Origin of the sequence: Metapseudomonas resinovorans DSM 21078 (assembly GCF_000423545.1) — a bacterium.
In the GTDB taxonomy this organism is placed as follows: domain Bacteria; phylum Pseudomonadota; class Gammaproteobacteria; order Pseudomonadales; family Pseudomonadaceae; genus Metapseudomonas; species Metapseudomonas resinovorans.
Map to the genome: position 1 here is coordinate 114,827 of NZ_AUIE01000007.1, position 17,170 is coordinate 131,996.

General features: G+C 59.4%; 12 protein-coding genes and 4 tRNA genes. 4 read left to right on the forward strand and 12 right to left on the reverse strand.

What is annotated here, in order from left to right; genetic code table 11:
- Window position 1: 1 nt before the first annotated feature.
- The 3 genes from G559_RS0108170 to fabI are packed head-to-tail and all read left to right on the forward strand — an operon-like array spanning window position 2 to window position 3,445.
- A complete protein-coding gene (locus G559_RS0108170) occupies window positions 2-1,021 on the forward strand; it encodes an ABC transporter permease (RefSeq protein WP_028627758.1) in 1,020 nt (339 codons plus the stop codon).
- A 1-nt stretch (window position 1,022) separates the two neighbouring features.
- Complete coding sequence (locus G559_RS0108175) at window positions 1,023-2,630, forward strand: ABC transporter ATP-binding protein (protein WP_028627759.1); 1,608 nt, start codon at window positions 1,023-1,025, stop codon at window positions 2,628-2,630.
- Between the two features lie 20 nt (window positions 2,631-2,650).
- On the forward strand, window positions 2,651-3,445 hold the full coding sequence (gene fabI, locus G559_RS0108180; protein WP_028627760.1) for an enoyl-ACP reductase FabI: 795 nt from the start codon (window positions 2,651-2,653) through the stop codon (window positions 3,443-3,445).
- A gap of 154 nt (window positions 3,446-3,599) precedes the next feature.
- Here fabI and G559_RS0108185 read toward each other — a convergent pair whose 3' ends face one another.
- The 10 genes from G559_RS0108185 to G559_RS0108230 form a co-directional block, all read right to left on the reverse strand.
- Window positions 3,600-5,474 carry a SurA N-terminal domain-containing protein gene (locus G559_RS0108185; RefSeq protein WP_028627761.1) on the reverse strand — a complete coding sequence of 625 codons (1,875 nt, stop codon included), beginning with the start codon at window positions 5,472-5,474 and terminating at the stop codon, window positions 3,600-3,602.
- A gap of 211 nt (window positions 5,475-5,685) precedes the next feature.
- Entirely contained in the window at window positions 5,686-5,958 is a 273-nt protein-coding gene (gene hupB / locus G559_RS0108190; RefSeq protein WP_003087931.1) for a nucleoid-associated protein HU-beta, read from the reverse strand.
- A 135-nt stretch (window positions 5,959-6,093) separates the two neighbouring features.
- Window positions 6,094-8,490: an endopeptidase La gene (lon, locus tag G559_RS0108195; protein WP_028627762.1), complete on the reverse strand. Its 2,397-nt coding sequence runs from the start codon at window positions 8,488-8,490 to the stop codon at window positions 6,094-6,096.
- 132 nt (window positions 8,491-8,622) lie between these two features.
- Window positions 8,623-9,903: an ATP-dependent Clp protease ATP-binding subunit ClpX gene (gene clpX / locus G559_RS0108200; RefSeq protein WP_028627763.1), complete on the reverse strand. Its 1,281-nt coding sequence runs from the start codon at window positions 9,901-9,903 to the stop codon at window positions 8,623-8,625.
- Window positions 9,904-10,012: 109 nt separating this feature from the next.
- Window positions 10,013-10,654, reverse strand: a complete 642-nt coding sequence (gene clpP / locus G559_RS0108205; RefSeq protein ID WP_028627764.1) for an ATP-dependent Clp endopeptidase proteolytic subunit ClpP — start codon at window positions 10,652-10,654, stop codon at window positions 10,013-10,015.
- Between the two features lie 96 nt (window positions 10,655-10,750).
- Complete coding sequence (gene tig, locus G559_RS0108210; RefSeq protein ID WP_028627765.1) at window positions 10,751-12,061, reverse strand: trigger factor; 1,311 nt, start codon at window positions 12,059-12,061, stop codon at window positions 10,751-10,753.
- Window positions 12,062-12,303: 242 nt separating this feature from the next.
- Window positions 12,304-12,379: transfer RNA gene (locus G559_RS0108215), tRNA-His, on the reverse strand.
- 116 nt (window positions 12,380-12,495) lie between these two features.
- Window positions 12,496-12,580 (reverse strand) — tRNA-Leu (locus G559_RS0108220).
- Between the two features lie 56 nt (window positions 12,581-12,636).
- A tRNA-His gene (locus G559_RS0108225) sits at window positions 12,637-12,712 on the reverse strand.
- Between the two features lie 34 nt (window positions 12,713-12,746).
- A tRNA-Arg gene (locus G559_RS0108230) sits at window positions 12,747-12,823 on the reverse strand.
- A 263-nt stretch (window positions 12,824-13,086) separates the two neighbouring features.
- Here G559_RS0108230 and folD point away from each other — a divergent pair.
- Window positions 13,087-13,941, forward strand: coding sequence for a bifunctional methylenetetrahydrofolate dehydrogenase/methenyltetrahydrofolate cyclohydrolase FolD (gene folD / locus G559_RS0108235; RefSeq protein ID WP_028627766.1), 855 nt, complete (start codon window positions 13,087-13,089; stop codon window positions 13,939-13,941).
- A gap of 67 nt (window positions 13,942-14,008) precedes the next feature.
- Here the strand turns inward: folD and cysS are convergent, their stop codons facing one another.
- Together cysS and G559_RS0108245 are read right to left on the reverse strand one after the other, a co-directional pair.
- Window positions 14,009-15,394, reverse strand: coding sequence for a cysteine--tRNA ligase (gene cysS / locus G559_RS0108240; RefSeq protein WP_028627767.1), 1,386 nt, complete (start codon window positions 15,392-15,394; stop codon window positions 14,009-14,011).
- Entirely contained in the window at window positions 15,394-17,061 is a 1,668-nt protein-coding gene (locus G559_RS0108245) for a glutamine--tRNA ligase/YqeY domain fusion protein (protein ID WP_028627768.1), read from the reverse strand. Before G559_RS0108245 ends, cysS begins: the two co-directional genes overlap by 1 nt.
- Window positions 17,062-17,170: the final 109 nt, after the last annotated feature.

The following is a 17,170-nucleotide window of genomic DNA, read 5'->3' on the forward strand; positions in this document are numbered from 1 at the left end:
CATGGCCCTCTCCCCCATCAACCAGCGCCGCTTCGCACGTTTCAAGGCCAACAAGCGCGGCTGGTGGTCGCTCTGGCTGTTCCTTATCCTCTTCGTCCTGAGCCTGGGCGCCGAAATGATCGCCAACGACAAGCCGTTGATGGTCGACTACGACGGCCAGTGGTACTTCCCTTTCCTCAAGCGCTATCCGGAAACCACCTTCGGCGGCGAGTTCCCGCTGGAAGCCAACTACAAGACGCCCTATATCCGCGAGCTGATCGAATCCAAGGGCGGCAGCATGATCTGGGCGCCCATTCCCTTCAGCTACGACACCATCAACTACGAACTCAAGGTACCGGCTCCAGCACCGCCCTCGGCGGAAAACTGGCTGGGTACGGACGACCAGGGGCGCGATGTGATGGCCCGGGTCATCTATGGCTTCCGCATCTCGGTGCTGTTCGCCCTGACCCTGACCCTGCTGAGCTCCATCATCGGTGTGATCGCGGGTGCTTTGCAGGGCTTCTACGGCGGCTGGGTGGACCTGGCCGGCCAACGCTTCCTGGAAATCTGGTCCGGCCTGCCGGTGCTCTACCTCCTGATCATCCTGGCCAGCTTCGTGCAGCCGAACTTCTGGTGGCTGCTGGGCATCATGCTGCTGTTCTCATGGATGAGCCTGGTGGACGTGGTGCGTGCCGAATTTCTCCGTGGCCGCAACCTGGAATACGTGCGCGCGGCCCGCGCACTGGGCATGGAGAATGGCGCCATCATGTTCCGCCACATCCTGCCCAATGCCATGGTGTCCACCATGACCTTCATGCCTTTCATCCTCACCGGCGCCATCGGCACCTTGACCGCGCTGGACTTCCTTGGCTTCGGCCTTCCACCGGGAGCCCCCTCTCTCGGCGAGTTGGTGGCCCAGGGCAAATCCAACCTGCAGGCTCCCTGGCTGGGTATTTCTGCCTTCATGGTGCTGGCGACCATGCTGACATTGCTGGTGTTCATCGGCGAAGCCGCGCGCGATGCGTTCGACCCGAGGAAGTGAAATGAGCGAGAACCTGATCGAAATACGCGACCTCGCCGTCGAGTTCGTCACCGGCGAGAAGGTCCAGCGCGTGGTCGAGGGCGTCAGCTTCGACATCCGCAAAGGCGAAACCCTGGCCCTGGTGGGCGAAAGCGGCTCCGGCAAGTCGGTAACCGCGCACTCCATCCTGCGCCTGTTGCCCTACCCGCTCGCCCGCCACCCGAACGGCAGCATCAACTACGCCGGCAAGGACCTGCTGAAGCTGCCCGAAAGCAAGCTGCGCGCTATTCGCGGCAACCGCATCGCCATGGTCTTCCAGGAGCCCATGACCTCGCTCAATCCGCTGCACAGCATCGAGAAGCAGATCAACGAAGTGCTGGGCCTGCACAAGGGGCTGACTGGCAAGGCCGCCACCAAACGCACCCTGGAGCTGCTGGAGCTGGTCGGCATCCCCGAACCGCACAAGCGCCTCAAGGCCTTTCCCCACGAGCTTTCCGGTGGGCAACGGCAACGGGTGATGATCGCAATGGCTCTGGCCAACGAGCCGGAGCTCCTGATCGCCGACGAACCCACTACTGCGCTGGATGTCACCGTCCAGCTGAAAATCCTCGAGCTGCTAAAGGAACTGCAGGCACGCCTGGGCATGGCGTTGTTGCTGATCAGCCATGACCTCAACCTGGTGCGGAGAATTGCGCATCGTGTATGTGTCATGCAGCGAGGTTGCATCGTCGAACAAGCGTCGTGTGATGAGCTGTTCCACGCACCGCAGCATCCCTACACCAAGGAACTGCTCGGCGCCGAGCCTTCGGGCCAGCCGGCACAGAACCCGGTGGGAGCACCACTGCTGGAGGTCGATGACCTGCGCGTGTGGTTCCCGATCAAGAAGGGCTTGCTGCGACGCACCGTGGATCACGTGAAGGCCGTGGACGGCGTCAATTTCAGCCTGCTGCAGGGCCAGACCCTGGGTATCGTGGGCGAAAGCGGCTCCGGCAAGTCCACTCTAGGCCTGGCGATTCTCCGGCTGCTGGGCAGCCGGGGCGGCATCCGTTTCCAGGGCCAGGCACTGGACGGACTGTCGCAGAAGGACGTGCGGCCGTTCCGGCGCGAGATGCAAGTGGTCTTCCAGGACCCCTTCGGCAGTCTCAGCCCCCGCATGTGCGTGGGCCAGATTGTCGGCGAGGGGCTTCGGATCCACCGCATCGGCACCGAGGCGGAGCAGGAACAGGCCATCATCGACGCACTCCTGGAGGTAGGGTTGGACCCGGAAACCCGGCACCGCTACCCCCACGAGTTTTCCGGAGGGCAACGGCAGCGGATTGCCATTGCCCGGGCGTTGGTGCTGAAACCGGCACTGATCCTGCTGGACGAGCCCACCTCGGCGCTCGACCGGACGGTTCAGCGCCAAGTGGTGGAGTTGTTGCGTAGGTTGCAGACCAAGTACGACTTGACCTACCTGTTCATCAGCCATGATCTGGCGGTGGTCCGGGCATTGAGCCACCAGCTGATGGTGATCAAGCACGGACAGGTGGTCGAGCAGGGTCCAGCCGAAGGCATCTTCGCCGCACCGCAGCACAGCTATACGAAGCAGTTGCTGGAAGCCGCATTCCTGGCTCCAGAAACTGCCCATTAACCAGAAGAGGATGAAAGCACATGGGTTTTCTCGCCGGTAAGCGCGTACTGATCGTTGGCGTAGCCAGCAAACTGTCCATCGCATCGGGCATCGCTGCAGCCATGCATCGCGAAGGCGCCGAGCTCGCCTTCACCTACCAGAACGACAAGCTGAAAGGCCGCGTCGAAGAATTCGCCGCAAGCTGGGGCTCCAACGCCGAACTCTGCTTCCCCTGCGACGTCGCCAACGACGAAGAAATCGCCGCTGTCTTTGAGGCCCTCGGCAAGAAGTGGGACGGCCTGGACTGCATCGTCCACTCGGTCGGTTTCGCTCCGGGCGACCAACTGGACGGCGACTTCACCGAAGTCACCACCCGCGAAGGCTTCCGCATCGCCCACGACATCAGCGCCTACAGCTTCGTGGCCCTGGCCAAGGCCGGTCGCGAAATGATGAAAGGCCGCAATGGCAGCCTGCTGACCCTGTCCTACCTGGGCGCCGAGCGCACCATGCCAAACTACAACGTCATGGGCATGGCCAAGGCCAGCCTGGAAGCCGGTGTACGTTACCTGGCCGGCAGCCTCGGCCCAGAAGGCACGCGCGTGAACGCCATCTCCGCTGGCCCGATCCGCACCCTGGCGGCTTCCGGCATCAAGAGCTTCCGCAAGATGCTCGCCGCAAACGAGAAGCAGACCCCCCTGCGTCGCAATGTGACCATCGAGGAAGTCGGCAACGCCGGCGCGTTCCTCTGCTCCGACCTGGCCTCGGGTATCAGCGGCGAGATCATGTACGTGGACGGCGGTTTCAATACCACCGCCATGGGCAACATCGAAGACTGATAGCCACACTTACGAAGAAGCCCGCACTTATGTGCGGGCTTTTTTGTAGGTGCGCCCGGCTTGGCGCGTAGCGCCCGGCTTGGCGCGTAGCGCCCGTGACTGGCGCCCCCAAAGAAAAAGGCCGCATAGTGCGGCCTCTTTCATACATCACACGTCAGAAACGTTCGATCTTCGCCTTCTCTTCCAACTGGCGACGGTAGGCAGCAAAGTCTTGCTGACCACTCCGCGAGGCGAGGAAGCGGCTGTACATCGCCTTCTCCTGCTCAGACAGCTTCTCATCCGACTGACTGATGCCGTTCAGCCGGATCACCACGTAGTCGCCGTTGCCGAGTTTCACGCCAGTGAACTCGGGCTTGTCGGCGGCCGCAGGTTTCGGCATGCGGAACAGAGTCTGCAGCACCACCGGCTCGATACCTTCCTGGCTGCGGGTCGCGGCTTCTACCACCTGCCAGGATTGACCGTCCTGAGCCTGCTCAACCGGGGTCTTACCTTCGCGCAGGCTGGCAATCAAGGCGTCACCTTTGGTCTTGGCGGCTTCGCCGGCCTTCTGCTCCATCAGGTGCTGACGGATACTGTCACTGACCTTGTCCAGCGCCAGCTGTTCGGGCTTCTTGTGCTCTTTGACACGCAGAACGACTACGGTGTCCGGATCGAGCTCAATGGCAGAACTGTTGGCGCCGTCTTCCAGCACTTCCGGACTGAACGCGGCCTGGAGGACTTGGCGGTTTGCGGTCAGGCCTTCGCCACCTTCACGACCGAACGGGGCGCTGGTCTTCACTTCAAGGTTCAGCTCCTGCGCAGGCTGCGCCAGATCCGAAGCCTCGAATGCAGCATCTTCCAGCTCCTTGCTTACCTCGACGAAGCGCTGCTCGACCTGCTGGGCCTTGATGTCGTGCTCCAGTTTCGGCTTCAGGCTCTCGAAGCTTGGTACCTCGGGCGCCTGCACACCCAGCAGTTTGATCAGGTGCCAACCGTACTGGGTACGCACCGGAGCGGAAACCTCGCCCTGATTCAGCGCGTACAGCGACTCTTCGAAAGCCGGCTCATAGACGCCAGGGCCGGCAAAGCCCAGGTCCCCGCCATTGGTAGCGGAGCCGGAGTCGTCAGAGAACTCCTTGGCCAGGGCGGCAAAGTCTTCGCCCTTGTCCAGACGCTGCTTGATCTGCTCGATCTTGGCCTTGGCCTGTTCCTCATTGAGCTTGTCGCTGACCTCTACCAGGATGTGGGCGGCCTGACGCTGTTCGGCAAGGTTGCTGATCTCTTTCTGGTACTGGGCCTGGAGGTCTTCCTCCTTGGCCTCAACCTGGCTGAAGAAAGCAGCTTTCTTCAGTTCGACGTACTCGATCACCACCTGCTCGGGGCTCATGAATTGGTCGACGTGACCGTCGTAGTAGGCCTTGAGCTCATCCTCAGAAACGCTGACTGCAGCCGGATCAGCCTTCAGGGTCAGAGTCGCGAAATCGCGAGTCTGTTTCTCCAAACGAGCAAAAGCTTCAACTTCTGCATCGGTTACGAAACCACTACCAGCCAGACCGGCACGCAGTTGGCCGATGAGCATCTCCTGCTCAAGCATCTGGCGGAACTGCAGGCGGCTGTAGTTCATCTGACGTATCACCTGATCGAAGCGGTCGGCATTGAATTTGCCGTCCACTTGGAACTCCGGCGTCTGCAGGATCAACTGGTCAATAGCACTCTGCGAGAAGGCAAAGTCGGCCTCTCCAGCGCCTTGCAGCAGGAGCTTACGTTCGATCAGCCCCTTCAGCGCGGCTTCACGCAACAGCTTCTCGTCCAGCAGGGAGGCGTCGAAGTCCTTACCCAACTGTTGCTGCAACTGGCGGCGCTGCATGTTCACGGCTTCGCTCAGTTGGTCCTGGGTGATCTCATCACCGTTGACCTCAGCCGCGATCTGGCGATTGCTGGTGGCATTGAAGATGGCGTCGAAGCCGGTCAGTGCCAGCAGCGCGATGATGACGCCAATGATGGTTTTGGCAATCCACCCCTGTGAATTGTCCCGTATGTTCTGCAGCATGGGTCCCCCAGAAACGGCCACATTGAGTCGCAGCCGAGTAACGCGGGTAGAGTATCCGAATAAGAGAAAGGCGCATCCTAGGATGCGCCTTCTCGTAGCTTGCGGAGTCTGAGATTCAACCTCTCTGGTGGTAGGAAGAAACCCTTCGCCTCCACCGCTCCGCTATCAGGCCAGGCTTGCCCGGCCCGATCGGGCAAAGCCCAAAAGACGCTTAGTTGACGGCGTCTTTCAGAGCTTTACCGGCCTTGAAGCCAGGGATCTTGGCAGCAGCAATCTTGATCGGCTTGCCAGTCTGCGGGTTGCGGCCAGTACGAGCAGCACGCTCTTTAACAGCGAAAGTACCGAAGCCAACCAGGACCACGGAGTCACCAGCCTTCAGAGCGCCAGTAACGGATTCGATAACTGCGTCCAGCGCGCGGCCAGCTACAGCTTTCGGGATGTCAGCAGATGCGGCGATAGCATCAATCAGTTCCGACTTGTTCACTCTTAAGTCCCCTTATTTCTGTTGAGTTGTTTCTTAGTTGTTTGGTGTAAGCAAAGCGGGTGCTGGTTGGCCTGCTAACACATAAGAGCCGCTTTATAACAAGGGCTCTAAAAATGTGTCAAGGAAGCCCCCCGGCTAATGCGTGCTGATTCGCTCCTTGGAATCAGTCTCGCGCTTGTCATCCTTTGCAACCATCTCCGGAGCCGCATCGGGCAAGGGCTCCGGGGCGTATTGCAGCGCAATTTGCAGGACCTCGTCAATCCATTTAACTGGTTTAATCGCCAAGTCTTGCTTGATATTTTCGGGAATTTCTTTCAGATCGCGCACATTCTCTTCGGGAATGATCACGGTCTTGATTCCACCACGATGTGCGGCCAGCAATTTCTCTTTCAGACCACCAATCGCTAGTACCTGCCCCCGCAGTGTAATTTCCCCGGTCATAGCCACATCAGCACGAACCGGAATCTGCGTCATGGCCGAAACCAGAGCAGTGCACATACCGATACCAGCGCTGGGGCCATCTTTCGGAGTAGCGCCTTCGGGCATGTGAATGTGGATATCCCGTTTTTCGTGGAAGTCCGCCTGAATACCCAGGCTCTTCGCCCGACTACGCACCACGGTAAGAGCCGCAGTAATGGATTCTGCCATCACATCACCCAGCGAACCGGTCTTGGTCAATTGCCCCTTGCCAGGGACGACCGCCGCTTCGATGGTCAGCAATTCGCCGCCAACCTGAGTCCAGGCCAGCCCAGTTACCTGACCAATCTGATCCTGCTGCTCGGCCAGACCGTAGCGATATTTACGCACACCAAGGAAGTGTTCCAGCGATTCGGCAGTGACCTGCACCGCGAAACGCTTCTCGCGAGCGTGTTCCTTCACGGCCTTGCGGCAGACCTTGGCAAGCTGGCGCTCGAGGCTACGCACACCGGCTTCTCGGGTGTAGTAACGAATGATGTCGCGAATGGCCGCTTCGTCGAACTCCAACTCGCCCTTCTTCAGGCCGTTGGCCTTGGTCTGTTTGGGTGCGAGGTACTTGACGGCGATGTTGACCTTCTCGTCTTCGGTGTAACCCGGCAGCCGAATCACTTCCATACGATCCAGCAGCGGTGCCGGAATGTTCATGGAGTTGGCCGTGCACAGGAACATCACGTCCGAGAGGTCGTAGTCGACTTCCAGGTAGTGGTCGTTGAAATTGTGGTTCTGCTCGGGATCAAGCACTTCCAGTAGCGCAGACGCAGGATCCCCGCGCATGTCGCTGCCCATCTTGTCGATCTCGTCGAGCAGGAAAAGCGGGTTGCGCACGCCGACTTTGGTCATCTTCTGGATCAAACGACCTGGCATGGAACCAATGTAGGTACGACGATGACCGCGAATCTCGGCCTCGTCACGCACACCGCCCAGGGCCATGCGCACGAATTTGCGATTGGTGGCACGCGCAATGGACTCGGCCAGCGAGGTCTTGCCAACACCGGGCGGGCCAACCAGGCAGAGAACTGGCCCCTTGACCTTCTTCACGCGCTTCTGCACGGCGAGGTATTCGAGGATTCGCTCCTTGACCTCCTCCAGGCCGTAATGATCAGCGTCTAGGATATCCTCGGCCTTGGCCAGATCCAGTCGAACCTTGCTTTCGGCCTTCCATGGGACATTGACCAGCCAATCGATATAGGAGCGCACCACGGTCGCTTCGGCGGACATTGGCGACATTTGCTTCAGCTTGTTCAGCTCGGCGTTAGCCTTGGCAAGTGCCTCTTTGGTCAACCCAGCGTTGTCGATACGTTTTTTCAACTCCTCGACTTCGTTGTGACCCTCATCAATGTCGCCCAGCTCTTTCTGAATAGCCTTCATCTGCTCATTCAGGTAGTACTCGCGCTGGCTGCGCTCCATCTGCTTCTTCACGCGGCCACGAATGCGTTTCTCGACCTGCAGCAGATCGATTTCGGCATCCAGCAACGCCAGGACATGCTCGACACGCTCGGGAAGGTCGGTCAGTTCGAGGATTTCCTGCTTCTGCTCGATCTTCAGCGCCATATGGGCAGCCATGGTGTCCACCAGGCGACCCGGCTCATCGATACTGTTCAGCGACGAAAGCACCTCGGACGGGACTTTCTTGCCCAATTGAACGTACTGTTCGAACTGGCTGAGCAGACTGCGGATAAATACTTCCGATTCGCGCTCGCCTGCATCGACTTCGTCGACCAGGCTGACTTCAGCGCGGCAATGGCCGTTAACTTCGATGAAACGCTCGATGGCGCCCCGCTGCTCGCCCTCAACCAGCACTTTCACTGTGCCATCGGGTAGCTTCAAGAGTTGCAGAACGGTGGCGACAGTACCCATGCGATACAGGGCATCTTCGCCCGGATCATCGTCGGCCGGGTTCTTCTGGGCAACCAGGAGGATCTGCTTGTCCCCCGTCATCGCAGCCTCGAGAGCCTCGATGGATTTCTCACGCCCCACGAAAAGGGGAATGACCATGTGCGGATAGACCACGACATCGCGCAATGGCAGGAGAGGTAATTCGGCAGTCGTATTCATGGTATCAGCTCTACGGCGGCCCTCGGGCCGTAAACAGATGGGAAACCCTTGGCCCTAAGATGGGGTTAGGCCCGGGAAAAAACAAGCTTTAAGGCAGTAAATACAAAGGGGCCCGTAGGCCCCTTTGTTTCATCAAGCGTCAGGCGCCGCCTTGGCAGGCTGCTCGTTGTTCTCGTAGATCAACAGAGGCTTGGACGATCCTTCGATGACACTTTCGTCGATGACTACCTTGCTTACATCTGTTTGAGAGGGAATCTCATACATGGTGTCGAGCAGGATACCTTCGAGGATGGAGCGCAGGCCACGTGCACCGGTTTTACGCTCCAGCGCCCGGTGGGCAACGGCTTTGAGCGCATCCGGACGGAACTCGAGGTCAACGCCTTCCATTTCGAACAGTTTTGCGTACTGCTTGGTCAGCGCGTTCTTCGGCTCGGTGAGAATCTGCATCAGCGCAGCCTCATCCAGTTCGTCGAGGGTGGCAATGACCGGCAATCGACCTACGAACTCCGGAATCAGACCGAACTTCACAAGGTCCTCCGGCTCGACTTCACGGAGGGCTTCGCCCACCTTCTTACCCAGATCCTTGCTGCGGACTTCGGCATTGAAACCGATACCACCTCTGGTCGAACGGTTCTGGATCACTTTCTCCAGGCCAGCAAATGCACCACCGCAGATGAACAGTATGTTGCGGGTATCAACCTGCAGGAATTCCTGTTGCGGATGCTTGCGACCGCCTTGCGGCGGTACCGAGGCAACGGTGCCTTCGATCAGCTTCAGCAGGGCCTGCTGCACACCCTCGCCCGATACGTCGCGGGTGATGGACGGGTTATCCGACTTGCGGGAAATCTTGTCGATCTCGTCGATATAGACGATGCCCATCTGGGCCTTCTCTACATCGTAATCGCACTTCTGCAGCAGCTTCTGGATGATGTTCTCAACGTCTTCGCCAACGTAACCCGCCTCGGTGAGGGTAGTGGCATCAGCGATGGTGAAGGGTACGTTAAGCAGGCGAGCCAAGGTTTCAGCCAGCAACGTCTTGCCCGAACCGGTGGGCCCGATCAGCAGGATGTTGCTCTTGCCCAGCTCGACGTCATCTTTCTTGTCGCGCTGGTTCAGACGCTTGTAGTGGTTGTACACCGCTACCGCGAGAACCTTCTTCGCGCGCTCCTGACCAATCACGTATTGGTCGAGGATGGTGCGAATTTCCTTGGGCGCGGGCAGTTTGTGCGCACTGCTCTCGGCCTGGGCTTCCTGCACCTCCTCACGGATGATGTCGTTGCACAGGTCGACGCACTCGTCGCAGATAAATACGGAGGGACCGGCAATCAGTTTGCGTACTTCGTGCTGGCTTTTGCCGCAGAAAGAGCAATAAAGCAGTTTGCCGTTGTCCTCGCCGTTGCGGGTGTCAGTCATTCGATCGATCCAATCGGGTAGGCTTGAAACACAAGATGAAGGCAAATGCGGGCATTTTCAACCCCGCGAAACGGCCGGATATTCTCCGGCCGCAGTCTTGCGGAAGGGCTTAGCCCACGAGCTGGCGCTTACTGAGCACCTGATCGATCAGGCCGTATTTGACTGCCTCATCACCACTCATGAAATTGTCGCGGTCGGTGTCGCGTGCGATCACGTCGATCGGCTGACCTGTGTGGTCCGCCAGGATCTTGTTCAGGCGCTCGCGAATGGTGAGTATCTCACGGGCATGAATCTCAATGTCCGAGGCCTGCCCCTGGAAACCGCCCAGCGGCTGGTGAATCATCATACGCGAATGCGGCAGGCAGAAACGCTTGCCCGCAGCTCCACCAGCCAGTAGTAGCGCTCCCATACTGCACGCCTGACCAATGCACAGGGTCGAAACGTCGGGCTTGATGAACTGCATGGTGTCGTAGATCGACATACCGGCAGTCACTGAGCCACCTGGGGAGTTAATGTAGAGTTGGATGTCCTTGTCGGGGTTCTCGGCCTCGAGGAAAAGCAGCTGCGCCACCACCAGATTGGCCATGTAGTCTTCTACGGGGCCCACCAGGAAGATCACGCGCTCCTTCAACAGGCGCGAATAAATGTCATAAGCACGTTCGCCACGGGCGGACTGCTCAATCACCATCGGCACCAGACCGCCAGCGGCTTGGATGTCAGGCATTTGCTGCACGAAAGAATTGCGGGACATGTCCTGCGATCACTCCCTAATTAGATAGTCATGTCTCAAAGACGCATAAGCCAGCTCGGAGGCTGGCTTATGGTGTGTTCGAAGGAGGCGGAACGATCAGTCGGCTTTCGGAGCTTCTGCCGGCTTGACTGCCTCTTCGTAGGAAACCGACGTGTCGGTTACTTTGGCCTTCTGCAGGACAGTATCTACAACTTGTTCTTCCAGCACAACCGAACGGACTTCGTTCAGTTGCTGGTCGTTCTTGTAGTACCAGGCCACGACTTGCTCCGGCTCCTGATAGGCGGAGGCCATCTCTTCGATCAGCTCGCGCACGCGAGCTTCGTCGGGCTTCAGCTCGAACTGCTTGACCACTTCGGCCACGATCAGACCCAGGACCACGCGGCGCTTGGCTTGCTCTTCGAACAGCTCAGCCGGCAGTTGCTCGGGGTTGATGTTGCCACCGAACTGCTGAACAGCCTGGACGCGCAGACGGTTCACTTCGTTGCCGATCAGAGCCTTCGGCACCTCAACCGGGTTGGCAGCCAACAGACCATCCATCACCTGGTTCTTCACCTTGGACTTGGTGGCCTGACGCAGCTCACGCTCCATGTTCTTGCGAACTTCGGCGCGGAAGCCTTCCAGACCACCTTCCTTGATGCCGAACAGAGAGAAGAACTCATCGTTCAACTCAGGCAGCTGGGGAGCGGAAACACTGTTCACGGTCACGGTGAACTCTGCAGCCTTACCAGCCAGGTCCAGGTTCTGGTAGTCAGCCGGGAAGGTCGGATTGATCACACGCTCTTCACCGGCCTTGACGCCAACCAGAGCCTCTTCGAAGCCCGGAATCATGCGACCGGAACCCAGCACCAGCAGGGTGCCTTTGGCGGAGCCGCCAGCAAAGACCTCACCGTCGACCTTACCGACGAAATCGATGTTCAGCTGATCACCGTTCTCGGCGGCGCGCTCAACAGCTTCGAAACGGGTGTTCTGCTTGCGCAGGATGTCCAGCATGTTGTCGACATCAGCGTCGCCAACCTCAGCCTGCAGGCGTTCGATGGCGATCTCTTCGAAACCGGCAACCTTGAATTCGGGGAACACTTCGAAAGTGGCGATGAATTCAAGATCCTTACCCTTCTCGAACACTTTAGGCTCGACAGACGGGGCACCGGCCGGATTCAGCTTCTGCTCGACAACAGCCTCATAGAAGGAAGACTGGATCAGGTCACCCAGGACTTCCTGACGAGCGGAGTCCTCGAAGCGCTGACGAATAACGCTCATCGGCACTTTGCCCGGACGGAAACCGGCAACCTTGGCGCGGCGGGCAGTCTGCTGCAGGCGCTTGGTCACTTCGTTCTCGACGCGCTCGGCCGGCACGCCGATGGTCATGCGGCGCTCAAGAGCGGAGGTGCTTTCTACAGAAACTTGCATGGATAATCCTCGTTGCACAGACATAAGCCGGCCGTTCCGGCCCCAGAATCAAGGGCATGCATTCTAGTGGGTCGATTTACAGAAGTCACCCGCCAGAAACAGCCGGCAAGTTGAAGAGAGAGAAGAAAGGGAATTCGCGATGCCTCGGGAAGGCGGGCAGCGCCCCGATTCCGCACCGCGCCGGAGTCGCCTCGATCCGGAAATGAAAACGCCAGGCAATGAGCCTGGCGTTTTCATGAATATGGGGTGGACGATGGGAATCGAACCCACGACACCAGGAGCCACAATCCTGTGCTCTACCAACTGAGCTACGCCCACCATATTGCACATTTACTGATTTTCATCAGCAACGGTAGCCAATGGGGCCACCGACTTACAACGAGAATCGCCAAGAACCTGCGGAACACCCACCATTCAACACGATTCGAACATCATGGTGCGGACGGAGAGACTCGAACTCTCACGCCTTGCGGCGCTGGAACCTAAATCCAGTGTGTCTACCAATTCCACCACGTCCGCAGAGACAACACTTGAAACGAAAACGCCAGGCATGTTGCCTGGCGCTCTCCGGAATATGGGGTGGACGATGGGAATCGAACCCACGACACCAGGAGCCACAATCCTGTGCTCTACCAACTGAGCTACGCCCACCATATTACGCATTGCTTGAGCCAAATGTGCCAAATGGCACGCCCGGCAGGACTCGAACCTGCGACCATCCGCTTAGAAGGCGGATGCTCTATCCAGCTGAGCTACGGGCGCTTATATCTGCGAGCAGACTATAAAGCTTCGGCCTAGACCGAATCACTTGGATTCGTCTTTGCCGTCTTACCCAGCGACAGGCTGTGCTCGACAAGCGGGGCGCATCTTATAGCCAGCCCCACCCATCGTCAACAGGAAAATTTAAAAAAATCAGAAAGATATAAGCGTCAGGACAAAATGCAGACCGCCCGCCTTTGCCCGCCCGCCCCTCCATGCGAGAATACGCGCCCTTTTTAGCCCTTCCCGATGGTTAATCTAGCGTCATGACCGCACAACTGATCGACGGCAAAACGATCGCCGCCCGCCTCCGCCAGCAGATAGCCCTACGTGTCGCCGAGCGTCGCCAGCAAGGACTTCGCGTCCCCGGCCTCGCCGTGATCCTGGTCGGCAGCGATCCCGCCTCCCAGGTCTATGTCGCCCACAAACGCAAGGATTGCGAGGAAGTCGGCTTTCTGTCGCAGGCCCATGACTTGCCCGCCAGCACCAGCCAGACTGAGCTGCTGGCCCTGATCGACCGCCTCAATGAAGACCCGGCGATCGACGGCATACTGGTTCAACTACCACTGCCTGAACACCTGGACGCCTCGCAGCTGCTGGAGCGCATCCACCCCGACAAGGACGTGGACGGCTTCCATCCTTATAACGTCGGCCGCCTGGCCCAACGCATCCCCCTGCTCCGCCCCTGCACTCCCAAGGGCATCATGACTCTCCTGGAAAGCACCGGCGCCGACCTCTATGGCATGAACGCCGTTGTTGTGGGCGCCTCCAACATCGTCGGCCGCCCCATGGCCCTCGAGCTTCTGCTCGCCGGCTGCACCGTAACGGTTACACACCGATTCACCAAGGATCTGGCCGGCCACGTAGCCAACGCAGACCTGGTGGTAGTGGCCGCCGGCAAGCCAGGCCTGGTGAAGGGAGAGTGGATCAAGCCCGGCGCGATCGTCATCGATGTCGGCATCAATCGCCAGGACGACGGCAAGCTGGTGGGGGACGTGGAATATGACGTGGCCGAGCAGCGCGCCAGCTGGATCACCCCGGTCCCAGGCGGCGTCGGCCCCATGACTCGCGCCTGCCTGCTGGAAAACACCCTTTACGCCGCCGAAACGCTCCACGCGTAAGGCACCAGCCAATAGAAAAGGCCGCATCAAGCGGCCTTTTCCATTGGGCGAATCCGATTAAGTCGACTCAGTCAGCGAGACGCCAAGTGGTACCACCCTTCCCATCTTCCAGCACTACGCCCATGGCGCTCAGCAGGTCGCGGATACGGTCGGATTCGGCCCAGTTCTTCTCTGCGCGCGCCTGCAGGCGCGCCTGAATCAGCCTCTCGACCTCAGCAGCGTCCACCTTGCCTTCGGCACCGGCGCGCAGGAAGTCATCCGGTTCCAGCTGCAGAACACCGAGCAATCCGCCCAGCGTCTTGAGCTGCGCCGCCAGGGCAGCAGCAGCCGGCAGATCGCCGTCACGCAGACGATTCACCTCACGCACCATCTCGAAGAGCACTGCACAGGCCTCAGGACTGTTGAAGTCATCGTCCATGGCCGCAGCAAATCGCTCGACGAAAGCCTCGCCACCTGCCGGCGCCGCATCGGGCAGACCACGTAGCGCATGGTAGAAACGCTCAAGGGCGCCCTTGGCTTCCTTGAGGCTCTCTTCGGAGTAGTTGATCGGGCTACGGTAGTGGCTGGACACCAACAGGTAGCGCACCACCTCGGGATGGTACTTTTCCAGCACCTCGCGAATGGTGAAGAAATTGCCCAGGGACTTGGACATCTTCTCGCCATCTACCCGCACAGCCCCCGCATGCATCCAGGCATTAGCATAGAGCTTGCCGGTGGCCGCCTCACTCTGGGCAATCTCGTTCTCGTGGTGCGGGAACACCAGGTCCGGACCACCGCCGTGGATGTCAAAAGTTTCGCCCAGGCAGCAGGTGGACATAACCGAGCACTCAATATGCCAACCCGGGCGACCTGGGCCCCATGGGGATTCCCAACTTGGCTCACCGGGCTTGGCGCCTTTCCAGAGCACGAAGTCCAGCGGGTCTTCCTTGGCTTCACCCACTTCGATACGGGCACCAATGCGCAGATCTTCAATCTTCTTGCGCGAAAGTTTTCCGTAACCGACGAACTTACCGACTCGGTAGTAGACATCACCATTGCCCGGGGCATAGGCGAAGCCCTTGTCGATCAGCGCCCGGATCATCTCGTGCATGCCGGCGATATGGCCGGTGGCTCGCGGCTCCATGTCCGGACGCAGCACCGACAGACGCGCCTCATCCTCATGCATCGCGGCGATCATTCGCTCCACCAGCGCCTCGAATGGCTCGCCATTCTCATTGGCGCGACGAATGATCTTGTCGTCGATGTCGGTGATGTTGCGCACGTAGGTAAGGTCGTAACCGCGATGACGCAGCCAGCGCGCCACCACGTCGAAAGCCACCATCACGCGAGCGTGGCCGATATGGCAGAAGTCATAGACCGTCATGCCGCAGACATACATGCGAACCTGATTGCCGACCAGCGGCTTCAACGGTTCCTTGATCTTGCTCAGAGTGTTGTAGATCGACAGCGTCATCATTGGCCCCAGGAATCACGCAGGGTCACGGTACGGTTGAAAACAGGCTTGCCGGGACGGGAGTCCTTAAGGTCGGCGCAGAAATAGCCTTCACGCTCGAACTGGAAGCGATCCTCAGGCATTGCCTGGGCCAGGGACGGCTCAGCACGGCAGCCGGTCAACACCTGCAGGGAATCCGGGTTGATATTGTCGAGGAAGCTACCCCCCTCTTCCGACTTCTCCGGGTTCGACGAACGGAACAGGCGATCGTACAGACGTACTTCGCACTCCACGCTGCCTTCAGCCGGAACCCAATGGATCACACCCTTGACCTTGCGACCTTCGGGGTTCTTCCCAAGGGTGTCCGGGTCATAGGAGCAGCGCAACTCAACGATATTACCGTCAGCATCCTTGATGGCCTCGTCAGCGCGGATCACGTAGCTGCCACGCAGGCGTACTTCGCCGCCAGGGATCAAGCGCTTATAACCGGCCGGCGGGACTTCCTCGAAGTCACCGGCATCGATGTACAGCTCGCGGGAGAACGGCAGGACGCGCACGCCCATGTCTTCCTTCGGATGGCGCGGCAACTCAAGGTTCTCGACCCGGCCTTCCGGGTAGTTGGTGATGACCACTTTCAGGGGCTTCAGCACGCACATCGCACGCGGTGCGGTGGCATCGAGGTGATCGCGGATGCTGAACTCCAGCATGCCAATATCCACTACGCCACTGGCACGATTCACGCCGATCATCTCGCAGAAGTTGCGGATGGACTCCGGGGTGTAGCCACGGCGACGGTAGCCGGACAGGGTCGACATGCGCGGGTCATCCCAGGCGCTGACGTGACCTTCATCAACCAGTTGCTTGAGCTTGCGCTTGCTGGTGATGGTGTAGTTCAGGTTGAGGCGCGAAAACTCGTACTGGCGAGGCTGGGCCGGGACCGGGAGATGCTCCAGGAACCATTCATAGAGCGGGCGGTGATCCTCGAATTCCAGGGTGCAGATGGAATGGGTGATGCCCTCGATGGCGTCCGACTGACCGTGAGTGAAGTCATAGCTCGGGTAGATGCACCACTTGTCGCCAGTCTGGTGATGGTGGGCATGGCGGATACGATAGAGGATCGGATCGCGCAGGTTCATGTTCGGCGAAGCCATGTCGATCTTCGCGCGCAGGGAACGGGTGCCATCCGGGAACTCACCGGCCTTCATACGGGCGAACAGGTCCAGGTTCTCCTCAACCGAACGATCACGGAAGGGGCTGTTCCTGCCCGGTTCGGTCAGGCTGCCGCGGAACTCGCGCGCCTCTTCCGGCGACAGGTCGCAAACGAACGCCTTGCCGGCCTTGATCAACTCGACGGCCCAATCGTGCAACTGGTCGAAATAATTGGAGGCGTAACGCACCTCGCCGGCCCAATCGAAGCCCAGCCACTTCACATCGCTTTCGATGGCGTCGATGTACTCCTGGTCTTCCTTGGCCGGGTTGGTGTCGTCGAAGCGCAGATGGCAATCACCGCCGAACTCCTTGGCCAGGCCGAAGTTCAGACAGATCGACTTGGCATGACCGATATGCAGGTAGCCGTTGGGCTCCGGCGGAAAGCGGGTGACGATCCTGGTGTGCTTGCCGGCGTCCAGATCCGCCTGGACGATCTGGCGCAGGAAGTTGGAAGCGGCGGGAGTCTCTGGCTTGCTCATGGGGTCCTTACATCTAGCTGGTGCGCGGCTCAGGGTAGGCCGGCCAAATCAAAGCGCTTATCATAGCCGAAGCTGTCAATCCCCTGACAGGCCTTGGATTTCTCGATAG